Here is a 13,465-nt window from a genome sequence, read left to right as displayed (position 1 = left end):
CTCGCCCCTCGTCGTCTGGATCCGTACGTGCCGCGCGTTCCCAGCGCGCGTACGTCTATGTGCCGCGTGGTTCAGCGCACGGTGACCGTCACCACGGGGGAGACGGCGCCGCCGCCGGCGACGCGCAGCTCGTTCTTGCCCTTGATGCCGAGCTTGACGCGCATCGAGTACGTGCCGGACTTGTTGACGGCGACGGTCGCGGGCAGCGAGACCCACTTGGCGCCCTGCTTCTGCTGCAGGGTGACGCTGGTGCCCGCCTTGATGCCGGTCGCCGTGCCGGAGACCCGGAACTGCTCCCACGCCTTGACCGAGTTGACGCTGGCCTTGGCGGTGAGCGCGGCCTTGGCCGCGGGCTTCGCGGGGGCCGGCTTGGCGGGCGCGGCCTTCACCGGGGCGCGCTTCACCGGCGCGGCCGGGGCCGGGCCGGGCTTCACGGGTGCGGACTGCGCCGGGGCCCGCTTGACGGCCGGGGCCGGGGCGGAGTCCGCCATGGCGGCGGCCGCGCCGCCGGTCAGGACGGCGACGCTGACGACACCTACGACGGCGAGCCGGAATGCACGGTTCATGGGGGGTTCCTCCCTGGTGTGCGTGTTGTGATCCTTCACGGAGGAACACGGTGAAAATGGGGCTGTGGTTGCCTCTGTGCCGAGGTTCTTCATAATTCTCCGCCATTCGCCAAGTCAGGTGATGGCCAAAGCTTTTGACCGCTGCTCCGGCACCACCCGCCCGTGCGCCTGGCCGACCCGTACACCTGCCCGTACGCCCAGGACGTACGCCTGCCCCGTACAGCGCACCCGTACGCGAGGCCCGTACGCGTGTCCGTATCCGAGAAGCGGCGCGTACCGGCCTTCCCAACCGGTCCCCGCGGCGCGACGCTGACCCCATGGCCCCGCAGACGCTCACCGAAAACCCCTTCACCCTTGGCGTGGCGTCCGGCGACCCGCTGCCCGGCTCCGTCGTGCTGTGGACGCGGCTCGCGCCCCGCCCCTACCAGGTGGGCGGCGGCCTGCCGCCGACCGGCAGTGTGAGCGTCGGCTGGGAGATCGCCGACGACGACAGGTTCGGCACGCCGGTGCAGAGCGGCACCGTGGCCGCGCCCGCCGCGGACAACTACACCGTCCACCTCGACGTACGCGGCCTTGAAACGGCCCACGTCTACTACTACCGCTTCCACGTGGGCCAGTGGACCAGCCCGGTCGGCCGCACCCGTACCGCGCCCGCCGCCGGCGCGGCCGTCAGCGGGCTGCGGCTGGGGCTCGCCTCCTGCCAGCAGTACGACGAGGGCTACTACACGGCCCTCGCGCACCTCGCGCGCGAGGACCTCGACGCCGTCCTGTTCGTCGGCGACTACATCTACGAGAACGCCATCAACGCCCAGGCGGGGGCCCGCCGGTACACCGACCGACCGCTGCCCGCGGTCTTCAACCACTGGACGGTCACGCTGGACGACTACCGGCTGCGGTACGCGCTCGGGAAGTCGGACCCCGACCTCCAGGCCGCGCACGCCTCCCACCCCTGGATCGTCACCTGGGACGACCACGAGGTGGAGAACAACTACGCGGGCGACATCTCCCAGCACAACGACCCGGTCGCCCAGTTCCGCAAGCGCCGCGCCGCCGCGTACCGCGCGTACTGGGAGAACATGCCGCTGCGCGAGGCGCAGCGGCCCAAGGGCCCGGACATGATCCTCTACCGCCGCTTCCAGTACGGCGGGCTGGCGCAGTTCGACGTGCTCGACACCCGGCAGTACCGCTCCGACCAGGCGTACGGCAACGGCTGGAACTACCCCGGGCCCGAGTCCGAGAACCCCGCCCGCACCCTCACCGGCGCCGCGCAGGAGCGCTGGCTGCTCGACGGCTTCCACGCCTCCACCGCCACCTGGAACGTCATCCCGCAGCAGGTCGTGTTCTGCCGCCGCAAGAACACCACCGCGGCCCGCTCCCGGCTCTCCATGGATGCCTGGGACGGCTACCCCGCCTCCCGCCAGCGGGTGCTGGCCGGGGCCCAGCAGGCCGGCATCGGCAACCTGGTCGTGCTCACCGGGGACGTGCACGTCCACTACGCCATGGACATCAAGAAGGACTTCAACAAGCCCGCCTCCCCGACGCTGGGCGTCGAGTTCGTCGGCACCTCGATCTCCAGCGGCTTCGACGGCGTGGACAAGCCCGCCGACTGGCCCACCATGACGGCCGCCAACCCGCACATGAAGTTCTACAACGGCCGCCGCGGCTACGTCCTGCTCTCCCTCGACGCCCAGCGGGTACGGGCCGACTTCCGCACCGTGACCGGGGTCCGCAACCCGGGGGCGCCGATCTCCACGGCGGCTTCCTTCGTATCGGAGGCGGGTAATCCGGGGCTCAAGCGCGCTTGACCGGCGATGCGACCGGGGTCATACGGAGTAAGGGTCACAGGCGCTCACGGTCATGACACCATGGTGTATCAACCAAGTACCCCATGGAGAGACGGATGACGGACCCCGGCCCCACCACGGCCGAGACCCAGAAGACCCCCGAGGCCCCCAAGACCCCCGCGAACGCCGAGAGTGCCGCGAACTCCGCGAACCCCGCAAGCGCTGAGAACGCCGCGAACCCCGAGATCCCTGCCGGCACCCGCATACCCACCCCGCCCAAGGCCGCGGCACGCCGCGCCGGCCTGCTCGTCACCCTGGTGCTCGGCGGTCTCACCGCGCTTCCGCCGCTCTCCATGGACATGTACCTCCCGGCGCTCCCGGAGGTCACCGACGCCCTGCACAGCCCGGCCGCGACCGTACAGCTCACCCTGACCGCCTGCCTCGTCGGCATGGCACTCGGCCAGCTCGTCGTCGGCCCCATGAGCGACAAGTGGGGGCGCCGCCGGCCGCTCCTCACCGGCATGGCGATCTACATCCTCGCCACCGCCGTCTGCGCCGTCGCGCCGACCGCGCCGCTGCTCATCGGCTTCCGTCTGATCCAGGGGCTGGCCGGGGCCGCCGGCATCGTCATCGCCCGCGCCGTCGTCCGCGACCTCTACGACGGCATCGCCATGGCCCGCTTCTTCTCCACCCTGATGCTCATCTCGGGCGTCGCCCCCGTCGTCGCGCCCCTCATCGGCGGGCAGATCCTGCGGCTCACCGACTGGCGCGGCGTCTTCGTCCTGCTGACCGTCATCGGCATCCTGCTCACCCTCGTCGTCTGGCGCTGGCTGCACGAGACCCTGCCGCCGGACCGCCGCCACGCGGGCGGCCTCGGCGACGCCCTGCGCACGATGCGCTCGCTCCTCGCCGACCGGGTCTTCGCCGGCTACACCCTCGCGGGCGGCCTCGCCTTCGGCGCGCTCTTCGCGTACATCTCCGCGTCGCCCTTCGTCGTGCAGGACATCTACGGGGCCTCCCCGCAGACCTTCTCCCTGCTGTTCGGCATCAACTCCGTCGGGCTCGTCGCCGTCGGCCAGCTCAACGGCAAGGTCCTGGTCGGCCGCGTCAGCCTCGACAAGGCCCTCGCCGTCGGCCTCACCGTGATCACCCTCGCCTCCGTCGCGCTGCTCCTGATGACCTCCGGCGTCTTCGGCGAACCGGGGCTGGCCCCCATCGCCGTCGGACTCTTCGTGCTGATGTCCGCGATGGGCCTCGCCATGCCCAACACCAACGCCCAGGCCCTCATGCGCTCCCGCGACGCCGCCGGCTCCGCCTCCGCCCTGCTGGGCACCTCCACCTTCCTCCTCGGCGCCATCGCCTCCCCCCTCGTCGGCATCGCCGGCGAACACACCGCCGTCCCCATGGCCGTCGTCCAACTCTCCTGCGCCCTGGCCGCCGTAGCCGCCTTCCTGGGCCTCTGCCGCCCCTGGCAACACCGCGACACTCCCACGACCTGACGCATACTCCGCAGGGCCCGCCTCAGATGCACGGGCCCGGAGCAGGGGCGGACCCGCCGCCCTTACTCCGGGCCCGTTTCCGTGCGTTCCAGGAGGCGTTCGTGGCGTTGGCGGGCGGCCTGGGGGGTGCCGAGGCCGAGGCCGAAGGCGATGTCGGGCCAGGTCATGCCGCGGCCTCGGGCCATCTGGAGGAGGCCGGCTTCGAGTTCGTCGAGTTCGCCGCGGACGAGGGGGAGGAGGGAGAGGGCGGCGGTGATGTCGGCGTGGTCGACGTCGGGTTCGCCGTCCTCGGGGAGGGCGGCGCCGCTGAGCAGGAAGGCCACCAGCCGGACGGCCTCGTGGGGGCCGAGGAGGGCGGGGTTGGTCTGGCGGCGGCGCTGGGCGTCGGTGGCCGCGTGCCGTTCGGCGATGCGGAAGAGGGACGCGTGGACGCGCTGGGCGCGGGCCTGTTCGGGGTGCTGGGGGGTGAAGGGGTCGGGGGTTTTGCCGGAAGGAGAACTAGAAGGAGGGGTCATGCGGCCAGCATGGGGTAGCGCACAAGCTAGTGTCAATGGATTGTGGTGAACAATCTGTTTGCATCCTGGCTTGTCGCCTCGACCCATGCCGGCCGCCCTGCCCTCCGGTGTTACAGGGAGCGCTCCACGCGCTCGGCCATCAGCTTGATGAACCGCGACGGGTCGCTCAGCTCGCCGCCCTCGGCCAGCAGTGCCATCCCGTACAGCAGCTCCGCGGTCTCCCCGAGCGCCGCGCCGTCGTCGCCGGACCGCTCACCGTGGGCCTTGTTGAGGGCGCTCACCAGCGGGTGCGTGGGGTTCAGCTCCAGGATGCGCTTGGCGTGCGGCACGTCCTGGCCCATCGCCCGGTACATCGCCTCCAGCGCCGGCGTCGCCTCGTTCGCGTCCGAGACGACGCAGGCGGGCGAGACGGTCAGGCGCGAGGACAGCCGTACCTCCTTCACGTCCTCGCCCAGCCGCTCCGTCATCCACGTCAGCAGCGCCCCGTACTCCTCCTGCCGCTTCTCGCGCTCGGTCTCGGCCTCCTTCTTCTCCTCCTCGCTGCCGAGGTCGACCTCGCCCTTGGCGACGGACTGGAGCTGCTTGCCCTCGAACTCGGGGACGGCCTCGACCCACACCTCGTCGACCGGGTCGGTCAGCAGCAGCACCTCGATGCCCTTGGCCCGGAACGCCTCCATGTGCGGGGAGTTCTCCAGGGCCTGCCGGCTCTCGCCGGTCAGGTAGAAGATGTGCTCCTGCCCGTCCTTCATGCGCTCCACGTACTGCGCCAGGGTCGTCGGCGCCTCGGCGTCGTGGGTCGAGGCGAACGAGGAGACGCCGAGGATCGCGTCGCGGTTCTCGAAGTCGCTCAGCAGCCCCTCCTTGATGACGCGGCCGAACTCCCGCCACAGCGTGGCGTAGCGCTCCGGGTTCCCGGCCATCATGTCCTTGATCGTGGACAGCACCTTCTTCGCCAGCCGCCGGTGCATGAGCTGGATCTGCCGGTCCTGCTGGAGGATCTCGCGCGACACGTTGAGCGAGAGGTCCTGCGCGTCGACGACGCCCTTGACGAACCTCAGGTACGGCGGCATGAGCGCCTCGCAGTCGTCCATGATGAAGACGCGCTTCACATAGAGCTGCACCCCGCGCTTGTGGTCCCGCATGAACAGGTCCTGCGGCGCGCGCGAGGGGATGAACAGCAGCGCCTGGTACTCGAACGTGCCCTCCGCCTGCATGCGGATCGTCTCAAGCGGGTCGTTCCAGTCGTGGCTGATGTGCTTGTACAGCTCGTGGTACTCCTCGTCGCTCACCTCGTCCCGCGAGCGCGCCCACAGGGCCTTCATCGAGTTGAGCGTCTCGACCTCGGGCTCGCCCGCCGCCGCCTCGCCGTCGGCCGAGCCATCGGCCGAGTCCCCGGCCGGGTTCTCGGCGGCGGCCGGCGCCTCGACGGCCATCCGGATGGGCCAGGTGATGAAGTCGGAGTAGCGCTTGACGATCTCCCTGATCTTCCAGGGCGAGGTGTAGTCGTAGAGCTTGTCCTCCGTGTCCGCGGGCTTGAGCCGCAGCGTGACCGAGGTGCCCTGCGGCGCGTCCTCGACGGTCTCGATCGTGTACGTGCCCGCGCCGTCGGACGTCCAGCGGGTGCCCTGGCTCTCGCCCGCGCGCCGGGTCAGCAGCGTGACCTCGTCGGCCACCATGAAGCTCGCGTAGAACCCGACGCCGAACTGGCCGATGAGCCCTTCCGCCGCGGTCGCGTCCTTCGCCTCCTTCAGCTCCTGGAGGAACTTCGCCGTGCCGGAGTTGGCGATGGTCCCGATGAGGTCGCGCACCTCGTCGTACGACATGCCGATGCCGTTGTCCCGTACGACCAGGGTCCGGGCCTCCTTGTCGGCCTCCACGGCGATGTGGAGGTCGGACGTGTCCGCGCCGAGCGCGTCGTCGCGCAGGGACTCCAGGCGCAACTTGTCCAGCGCGTCGGAGGAGTTGGAGATCAGTTCACGCAGGAAGACGTCCTTGTTCGAGTAGATCGAGTGGATCATCATCTGCAGGAGCTGGCGTGCTTCTACCTGAAACTCGAACGTTTCTGTCGGCATGATTCGCTATTCCTTCTCAGGTGCCTAGGGGCTGACCTGGGAACTCTAAAACAGCCGACCGGCACGGGTCCGGCCCCTGCCGAACTCCGCCGATACGGAATCCGCGCCGCCGCTCACCGGCCGTCGCTCTCCGCCGCAGCGCGCGACTTGGCCAACTTCGTTCACACCCTTGACACTTGGCGTACACAATCAGAATCTTTTGCGCAGTGTCCGCCCCTGGCCGAGAGGCGGCGGAGAGGAGACGACTGTGCTCAGACGGACGATGACAGCCCTGGCCGTGACGGCCCTCGCGCTGAGCGGCGCCCTCGTCAGCACGGCCGCGAGTGCCGCTCCGGCGGCGAAACCCGCGGCCGACTGCAAGCACACGGTCACCCATGAATCACCTGGCAGCCAGTCCGGGGTCGTCAAGAACACCCTCAACCTCAAGAGCGGCCCGTACGCCGCCTGCGAGAACGGCAAGCAATTGCCCGCGGGAACCAAGATCTGGCTCTGGTGCTACACCTACAACAACTACAAGCACCTCTGGTTCTACGGCCGTGTCGAAGGCACACAGACCAAGGGCTGGGTGTACGCCGACAGCCTGGTGTGGAGTGGGCAGAGCGCAGCCTGCTGATCACGCACGGCGCACGACCGACCCGTCATCCGCCCCGCGCAGGGGCTGAGAAGAGGAGACGACTGTGCTCAGACGGACGATGACAGCCCTGGCCATGACGGCCCTCGCCCTGAGCGGGGCTCTCGCCGGCACCGCCGCGAGTGCCGCGCCCGCGGTGAAACGCGCCGTCGACTGCAACCACTCGGTCACCCATGAGAACCCGGGCAAAGTCTCCGGCACATTCATCGGGAGCTTCTACCTCAAGGACGGCCCTTACGCGGCCTGCGGCAACGTGAAGAAATTCGCCGAGGGCACCAAGTTCTGGATCTGGTGTGGCACCTACAACGCCTACAACAACCACTGGGCATACGGACGTGTCGCCGGTACGGAGACCAAGGGCTGGATTCCCGTGAAGGATCTGATGTGGGGCGGCCCGATGCACGCCTGCTGAGCGCGGGGGCCGTAGCACGCCGCCCCGGCCCGGCGCCGTCCACCGGCCGGGGCCGCCGTACCGGGCGGGCCGGTCGCGGCCCGTAGAATTCGGCGGATGTACGACGCCCCCGAATCCCCCCGGACCGGCGAGACGCTGCGCGCGGCGCTCGCCGAGCTGCTCGACGGGCTCCCGCCCAAGCAGGCCGCGCAGGCCGTCGACCGGCTGATCGCCAACTACCGGGGGCGCACGCCGACGGACGCGCCCGTGCTGCGCGACCGCTCGGACGTGGTCGCCTACGCCGCGTACCGGATGCCCGCCACCTTCGAGGCCGTACGCGCCGCGCTCGACGCCTTCCGGGGACAGGACCCCGACTGGTCGCCGCGCACCCACGTGGACGTCGGCGGCGGCACCGGCGCGGCGAGCTGGGCGGTGGACGCCGCCTGGCCCGGCGCCGAGCGCACCACGACCGTTCTCGACTGGGCCGAACCGGCGCTCGCGCTCGGCGCCGAACTCGCCCGCGGCACGGCGTCCCCGTCGTCCCCCGCCCTGCGGGCCGCGCGGTGGCAGCGGGCGGAGATCGGCACGGGCCTGAAGCTGCCGGACGCCGACCTCGTCACCGTCTCGTACGTGCTCGGCGAGCTGACGGAGGCCGCCCGCGACGCCGTGGTCGAGGAGGCGGGCCGCGCCGCGCGGGCCGTCGTGATCGTCGAGCCCGGCACCCCCGACGGCTACCTCCGTGTCCTCGCCGCCCGCGACCGGCTGATCGCGGCGGGCCTGCGGGTGGTCGCGCCGTGCCCGCACAGCGCGGGCTGCCCGATCGTGCCGGGCACGGACTGGTGCCACTTCTCGGCCCGGGTCAGCCGCTCCTCCCTGCACCGCCGGGTCAAGGGCGGCTCACTGCCGTACGAGGACGAGAAGTTCAGTTACGTCGCCGCCGTACGGACACTCGTGGCGCCGGCCCCCTCCCGCGTCGTCCGCCGGCCGCAGATCCGCAAGGGGCAGGTGCTGCTGGACCTGTGCACGGCCGAGGAGCAGATCCGCCGCGAGACGGTCACCAAGCGCCACGGCCCCCTCTACCGCGCCGCGCGCGACGCCGACTGGGGCGACGCCTGGCCCCCGCCGCGGACCTGAGGGGTCCGGCCGCGGGCCTGGCGCGGTCCGGGCCCGCCCGCAAGCGCGCGACCGGGCCCGGCCGGCCCCGCTCAGCGCAGCTCCTGCGTGCAGCACTTCACGCTGCCGCCGCTCTTGAGCAGTTCGCTCAGGTCCAGCCCGACCGGCTCGTACCCCCGCTCGCGCAGCGGCTCGAACAGCCCCACCGCCGCCTGCGGCAGCAGCACGTGGAGGCCGTCGCTCACCGCGTTGAGCCCCAGCGCCACGGCGTCCGCCTCGGCCGCGATCAGGGCGTCGGGGAACAGCCGCTCCAGCACCGCCCGGCTGCCGGGCGAGAAGGCCCCCGGGTAGTACATGATCTCGTCGCCGTCGGCGTCGAGCACGCACAGCGCCGTGTCGAGGTGGTAGTAGCGGGGATCGACGAGGTCGAGCCCGATCACCGGGCGGCCGAAGTACTCCTGGACCTCGGCGTGCGACAGCGGGCTGCTGCGGAAGCCGCGGCCGGCCAGCAGCCAGGAGGAGGTGACGGCGAAGTCGCCCTCGCCCTCGTTGATGTGCTCGGGCTCCCGGACGTCGCGGTAGCCGTGCGCGCGGAACCACTCGGCGTGCACGGCGGCCTCGGCGGTCCGCTCGGCGTGGGCGAAGCGGGCGCCGAGCACCCGGCCGTCCACCACCGTCGCGCCGTTCGCGGTGAACACCATGTCGGGCAGGCCGGGGCGGGGCTCCAGCTCCTCGACGGTGTGGCCGAACGAGCGGTAGCGGTCGCGCAGGTCCTCCCACTGCGCGACGGCGAGCTTCAGGTCCACCGGCTTGGCCGGGTCCATCCAGGGGTTGATGGAGTACGTGACGCGGAAGTGTTCCGGGGGGCACATCAGATAGCGCCGGGCGGTGGCGGAACGCGGTGGCATACGCAAGGAAGGCTCCTCACGGCGGAGTCGGACACGTACGGGATGTCGCACGTGCCCAAATCGTCCACCCCGCCGCTCCGCACCGCATGATCCGTACGGGTGGTTTACAGCCCGTATCGGGTGTGGCCGAAGCTCGGTGTGGCAGGGCGGGACGGGCCCTCCTTCGCGGGAGTGGTCGGGCGTCCCGCCCGCGGGGCGGGGCCGGGCGCCCCGCCACCCAAGACGAAACGTCTCGGCTAGGGCAATCGCTATCCTTCCGGGCATGCCGAACAAGACAGCGCCCGACTCCACCCGCCGCAGCGAGCGGTCCCGCCGCGCCATCCTCGACGCCGCCCTCGAACTCGTCGCCGAGAGCGGCTTCGCCAAGCTGACCATCGAGGCCATCGCCGCCCGGGCCGGCGTCGGCAAGCAGACGATCTACCGCTGGTGGCCCTCGAAGGCCGCCGTGCTCTTCGAGGCGTGCGTGCCCGACGGCGGCGACCCTCGGGCCGTCGAGCTGCCCGACACCGGCGACATCGAAGCCGACCTCAAGACCGTGCTGCGGGCCACCGTGGACGAGCTCAACGACCCCCGCCTCGCCGCGCCGACCCGCGCGCTCGCCGCCGAGTCGCAGAGCGACCAGGACCTCGCGGCCATGCTCACCGAGCGGGTCCTGGAACCGCAGCTCCAGGCGTACGTGCGGCGGTTCGAGGCCGCCCAGGAAGCCGGTCAGATCGCCGAGGGCATCGATCTGCGCATCGCCCTCGAACTGCTCGTCGGCCCCCTCTTCCACCGCTGGATGACCCGCACCCTCCCGGTCACCCACGCGTACGCCGAGACCGTCGCCGACCTCGCGCTGCGCGGCCTGCGCCCCCGCTGAAGCCCGCTCGGCGACCCCGCCGGCACCCCCGCGCGAGCGCGGCGCCGCCGGACACGGACCGTAATCCCTACGCACACGGCCGGTACGCGCCCCGGCGCGCCACCGGTGCACGCCCCCGCCTGCCGACGTACGCCCGTGACGCCTGTACGACCCGTCCCGGCCACCCCGGATACGGACACTGGTCACACCAGGAGCAGGATGGTGGCAGCATTGATCCCAGCCCGCGGTCGAAGTGAGGGGATAGATGGAACGCAAAAGCAGGTTCTCCCAATGGCTGCGCCGACCAAGGAGCACGGCCGCCGATACGGGTGCGGACGCCCAGGCCGTCCGCGAGGATCTGCTCCTGGCCGCCGCCGCGGCGGGCTTCCCACTGGCCGTCGCCGCGCACCCCTCGGGCTACGGCTGTTCCTGTGAACGCATCGGCTGTCCGACCCCGGGCCGCCACCCCGTCTCCTTCGCCTGGCAGACGCTGGCCACCACCGACGCCGAGAAGGTCGGCGGCTGGCTGCGGGCCCAGCCCCAGGCCAACTTCATCACCGCCACCGGCATCAACCACGACGTCCTCGACGTGCCCCTCGAAGCGGGGCACCAGGCCTTGGAGCGGCTCGGCGCGGCGGGCGTCGAGGTCGGGCCCGTCGCCACCTGCGCGCCCGACCGGATGCTGTTCTTCACCAAGACCCGCGGCACCCCGGACGACGAGGACGAGTGGTGGCCGTGCGAGCTGGACTGCCACCCCGAGACCATGGACGAGCACCCCGGACTGCGCTGGCACTGCCGCGGCAGCTACGTGCTCGTACCGCCCTCGCGGGTACCGGGTGACGGACAGGTGGTCTGGCTGCTCGGCCCCGAGCGCCCGCTGCCCGAGCCGCTGACGCTGCTGGAGTCGCTGACGGACGCCTGCGCGCAGTTCGCGGGGGAGCGGCCGGACCACGACCACGAGTCCGCCGCCTGGCCGATCGGCCGCTGACGCCGGGTTCCGGACCGTCTTCCGGACCGTCTTACGGCCGGCGTACGGGCGGGGGCCGCACGTACGGGCGTACGGGCCTCAGTCGCCAGGCACGGGCGTACGGGCCTCAGTCGCCCTTGACCGCGGTGAGCCCCTCGATCCGGTTGAGGAAGGACACCTGGCCGCCCGCCTCCTTCGACGGCACCCGCACCGCCGACTCCGAGACCTTGGTGAAGGTCACCGCGCGCTTGAAGTCGCCGGTCAGCAGCGCCTTGGTGCGCGGGTCGCCGATGGCCGGCCTGATGCCCTTGGCCAGCGTCCGCTTCTCCCGGTGGAGCGCGGTGAAGAAGACCACCGCGCCGCCGTCCTTGGTGCGCAGCGCCAGCGGCGCGTACTCGGGGGGCCCGGCCGGGGTGTCGATGTACGCCGTCCAGAACGACGGGGTGCGCCGCAGCTTCTCGCGGGCCTCGCGCGTCCGCGATGTCGACTGGCCCGGCGCGAACTTCCCCTTCCCGCTGCCCAGATATGTCGTGTACGCGTCGCTCATCGCGCCCGGGTCGACGACCAGCCCCGAGCCCGCGCCCGTCGGTACCGGCTCCGCCCAGCCGTCCTTCCCGGTCGCGAACTCCGGCCGGTCGCTCTGGTTGAGGATCGACAGATAGGCCGCGCGCCACGGCTTCTTCGCCCCGTCGCGGGTGAAGACCAGGTACCAGCGGTTGGCGTCGCGGTTGCTGGCGGCGTCCGCGACGAAGAACTTCGGCCACCCGGCCTGAGCGGGGATGGTGAAGCGCGCGTCCTTGAACTCCAGCGCCGGATACGAGCTGTTCCCGCCCGGGGAGAGGGTGTGCTGCGCGGTGAGGTCCGCCCGGTTGTTCGCCGCCAGCGGCCCGGCCTCGAACGCGTCGACGGCCGCCGGATCGAGCTTCCGGTACGCCTTGTTGTACGCGTCCGTGAACCCTTCCAGGACCTTGGGGGCCTCCTCCCGGCTCACCGCGGGCAGGATCTCCCGCTCGCCGTGCACCGTCACACACCCCGTCAGCGTGAGGAGCGTCGAGGCCGCGAGGGCGGCGAACAGGCGACGGGGCGACCGGCGTCTCATCGGGCTTCGGCTCCTTCGGGCTGCTTGGGACGGCGCAACCCTACCGGGGGCGGTGCGGGCCAGGGGGGCGGGTCCCGGGAACGGGGCCCTCGCCCCGGCCCCGGTGGGCCCCTGCCGCCCCCGCCCCGCCCCGGCCCCGTACTACCGCCCGGCCCTCGCCTCTCGCTGTGGGATCACCAGCGGCTCCCCGGTCCGCGGGTGCGGGAAGACCTCCACCGGCTGCCGGTAGACGCGCGTCAGCAACGCGGCGTCGAAGACGCGTTCCGGCGGCCCGTCCGCCGCGATGCGGCCCTCGTGCAGCACGGCCACCCGGTCCGCGTACGCGCCGGCCAGCCCGAGGTCGTGCAGGACGACCACCACCGCGTCACCGGCCGCCGCCCGCTCCCGGCACACCCGGAGCACGAGTTCCTGGTGGCGCAGGTCCAGGGCGGCCGTCGGCTCGTCGAGCAGCAGCAGGGGGGCGCGCTGCGCGAGCACCCGCGCGAGCGCGACACGGGCGCGCTCGCCGCCGGAGAGCGCGGAGAACGGCCGCTCGGCGAACTCCGCCACCTCGGCGGCGGCCATCGCCTCCCGCACCGCGTCGTCGTCCGCGTCCTCGGCGGGCGTACCGGCCCAGGGCGCGCGCCCCATCCGTACCACCTCCTCCACCGCGAACGGGAAGGAGACCGCGGCCGACTGCGGCAGCACGGCGCGGCGCAGCGCCAGTTCGGGGGCCGACCAGTCGGCGACGGGGCGCCCGGCGACGCGGACCTCGCCGGACTCGGCGGGCAGATCGGCGGCGAGCGCGGCGAGCAGCGTCGACTTCCCGGCCCCGTTGGGCCCCACCAGCGCCAGCACCTCGCCCGCCGCGACACCGAGGCCGACCTCGGCCAGGACGGTACGTCCCCCCAACCGAACCCGCAGGGCGACGGCTTCGGCAAGGGGGACGCCGGGGGCCGCGGGCTCGGGGAGCGCCCGTATCCGGGAGGAGAAGAAACTCTTGATCACGCCCAACCCCCTTGCCTGCGCCGGGTCCTTCGCGGCAACCAGCAGTGTTTTTCCGGGGGCAGCCCCCGGGCCCCCGGCCGGAAACCCGTGGGGCG

At 72.1% G+C, this 13,465-nt stretch carries 13 protein-coding genes; 7 read left to right on the top strand and 6 right to left on the bottom strand.

Annotated features, from left to right (window positions below):
* Nucleotides 1-71: 71 nt before the first annotated feature.
* The gene (locus IF55_RS05210) at nt 72-566 is read right to left on the bottom strand and encodes a hypothetical protein (protein ID WP_030875984.1); all 495 of its coding nucleotides are present in this window, start codon (nt 564-566) and stop codon (nt 72-74) included.
* A gap of 317 nt (nt 567-883) precedes the next feature.
* Between IF55_RS05210 and IF55_RS05205 the strand changes: the two genes are divergently transcribed.
* Together IF55_RS05205 and IF55_RS05200 are read left to right on the top strand one after the other, a co-directional pair.
* Nucleotides 884-2,371, top strand: coding sequence for an alkaline phosphatase D family protein (locus IF55_RS05205; protein ID WP_048831567.1), 1,488 nt, complete (start codon nt 884-886; stop codon nt 2,369-2,371).
* Nucleotides 2,372-2,466: 95 nt separating this feature from the next.
* Nucleotides 2,467-3,849, top strand: coding sequence for a multidrug effflux MFS transporter (locus IF55_RS05200; RefSeq protein WP_030875981.1), 1,383 nt, complete (start codon nt 2,467-2,469; stop codon nt 3,847-3,849).
* Nucleotides 3,850-3,911: 62 nt separating this feature from the next.
* Here IF55_RS05200 and IF55_RS05195 read toward each other — a convergent pair whose 3' ends face one another.
* On the bottom strand, nt 3,912-4,364 hold the full coding sequence (locus IF55_RS05195; RefSeq protein ID WP_030875979.1) for a hypothetical protein: 453 nt from the start codon (nt 4,362-4,364) through the stop codon (nt 3,912-3,914).
* Nucleotides 4,365-4,474: 110 nt separating this feature from the next.
* Entirely contained in the window at nt 4,475-6,436 is a 1,962-nt protein-coding gene (gene htpG, locus IF55_RS05190) for a molecular chaperone HtpG (protein ID WP_030875976.1), read from the bottom strand.
* A gap of 247 nt (nt 6,437-6,683) precedes the next feature.
* Between htpG and IF55_RS05185 the strand changes: the two genes are divergently transcribed.
* The 3 genes from IF55_RS05185 (at nt 6,684) to IF55_RS05175 (ending at nt 8,592) form a co-directional block, all read left to right on the top strand.
* Complete coding sequence (locus IF55_RS05185) at nt 6,684-7,049, top strand: hypothetical protein (RefSeq protein ID WP_157854263.1); 366 nt, start codon at nt 6,684-6,686, stop codon at nt 7,047-7,049.
* Between the two features lie 64 nt (nt 7,050-7,113).
* The gene (locus tag IF55_RS05180; RefSeq protein WP_157854262.1) at nt 7,114-7,479 is read left to right on the top strand and encodes a hypothetical protein; all 366 of its coding nucleotides are present in this window, start codon (nt 7,114-7,116) and stop codon (nt 7,477-7,479) included.
* A 96-nt stretch (nt 7,480-7,575) separates the two neighbouring features.
* Entirely contained in the window at nt 7,576-8,592 is a 1,017-nt protein-coding gene (locus tag IF55_RS05175) for a small ribosomal subunit Rsm22 family protein (protein WP_030875966.1), read from the top strand.
* A gap of 71 nt (nt 8,593-8,663) precedes the next feature.
* Here the strand turns inward: IF55_RS05175 and ddaH are convergent, their stop codons facing one another.
* The gene (gene ddaH, locus IF55_RS05170; RefSeq protein ID WP_037962756.1) at nt 8,664-9,479 is read right to left on the bottom strand and encodes a dimethylargininase; all 816 of its coding nucleotides are present in this window, start codon (nt 9,477-9,479) and stop codon (nt 8,664-8,666) included.
* A 262-nt stretch (nt 9,480-9,741) separates the two neighbouring features.
* Between ddaH and IF55_RS05165 the strand changes: the two genes are divergently transcribed.
* Both IF55_RS05165 and IF55_RS05160 read left to right on the top strand, forming a co-directional pair.
* Nucleotides 9,742-10,338, top strand: coding sequence for a TetR/AcrR family transcriptional regulator (locus tag IF55_RS05165; RefSeq protein WP_030875960.1), 597 nt, complete (start codon nt 9,742-9,744; stop codon nt 10,336-10,338).
* 244 nt (nt 10,339-10,582) lie between these two features.
* Entirely contained in the window at nt 10,583-11,305 is a 723-nt protein-coding gene (locus tag IF55_RS05160) for a bifunctional DNA primase/polymerase (RefSeq protein WP_030875956.1), read from the top strand.
* Nucleotides 11,306-11,411: 106 nt separating this feature from the next.
* On the opposite strand, the gene IF55_RS05155 is transcribed toward IF55_RS05160, so the two are convergent.
* Together IF55_RS05155 and IF55_RS05150 are read right to left on the bottom strand one after the other, a co-directional pair.
* A complete protein-coding gene (locus tag IF55_RS05155) occupies nt 11,412-12,383 on the bottom strand; it encodes an SCO2278 family lipoprotein (RefSeq protein WP_030875954.1) in 972 nt (323 codons plus the stop codon).
* A 141-nt stretch (nt 12,384-12,524) separates the two neighbouring features.
* Nucleotides 12,525-13,376, bottom strand: coding sequence for a heme ABC transporter ATP-binding protein (locus IF55_RS05150; RefSeq protein WP_030875953.1), 852 nt, complete (start codon nt 13,374-13,376; stop codon nt 12,525-12,527).
* Nucleotides 13,377-13,465: the final 89 nt, after the last annotated feature.

The organism is Streptomyces varsoviensis (assembly GCF_000718635.1).
Classification (GTDB): Bacteria; Actinomycetota; Actinomycetes; order Streptomycetales; family Streptomycetaceae; genus Streptomyces; species Streptomyces varsoviensis.
The sequence above is the reverse complement of the archived record's forward strand: the minus strand, read 5'-3'. Positions and strand labels throughout refer to the sequence as shown.

Excerpts from the sequence above, each read along its gene's own strand:
- IF55_RS05160 (WP_030875956.1), top strand. The coding sequence starts at position 10,583 with ATGGAACGCAAAAGCAGGTTCTCCCAATGGCTGCGCCGACCAAGGAGC.
- IF55_RS05155 (WP_030875954.1), bottom strand. The coding sequence starts at position 12,383 with ATGAGACGCCGGTCGCCCCGTCGCCTGTTCGCCGCCCTCGCGGCCTCG.
- IF55_RS05205 (WP_048831567.1), top strand. The coding sequence starts at position 884 with ATGGCCCCGCAGACGCTCACCGAAAACCCCTTCACCCTTGGCGTGGCG.
- IF55_RS05165 (WP_030875960.1), top strand. The coding sequence starts at position 9,742 with ATGCCGAACAAGACAGCGCCCGACTCCACCCGCCGCAGCGAGCGGTCC.
- IF55_RS05210 (WP_030875984.1), bottom strand. The coding sequence starts at position 566 with ATGAACCGTGCATTCCGGCTCGCCGTCGTAGGTGTCGTCAGCGTCGCC.
- IF55_RS05195 (WP_030875979.1), bottom strand. The coding sequence starts at position 4,364 with ATGACCCCTCCTTCTAGTTCTCCTTCCGGCAAAACCCCCGACCCCTTC.
- IF55_RS05200 (WP_030875981.1), top strand. The coding sequence starts at position 2,467 with ATGACGGACCCCGGCCCCACCACGGCCGAGACCCAGAAGACCCCCGAG.
- IF55_RS05175 (WP_030875966.1), top strand. The coding sequence starts at position 7,576 with ATGTACGACGCCCCCGAATCCCCCCGGACCGGCGAGACGCTGCGCGCG.
- ddaH (WP_037962756.1), bottom strand. The coding sequence starts at position 9,479 with ATGCCACCGCGTTCCGCCACCGCCCGGCGCTATCTGATGTGCCCCCCG.
- htpG (WP_030875976.1), bottom strand. The coding sequence starts at position 6,436 with ATGCCGACAGAAACGTTCGAGTTTCAGGTAGAAGCACGCCAGCTCCTG.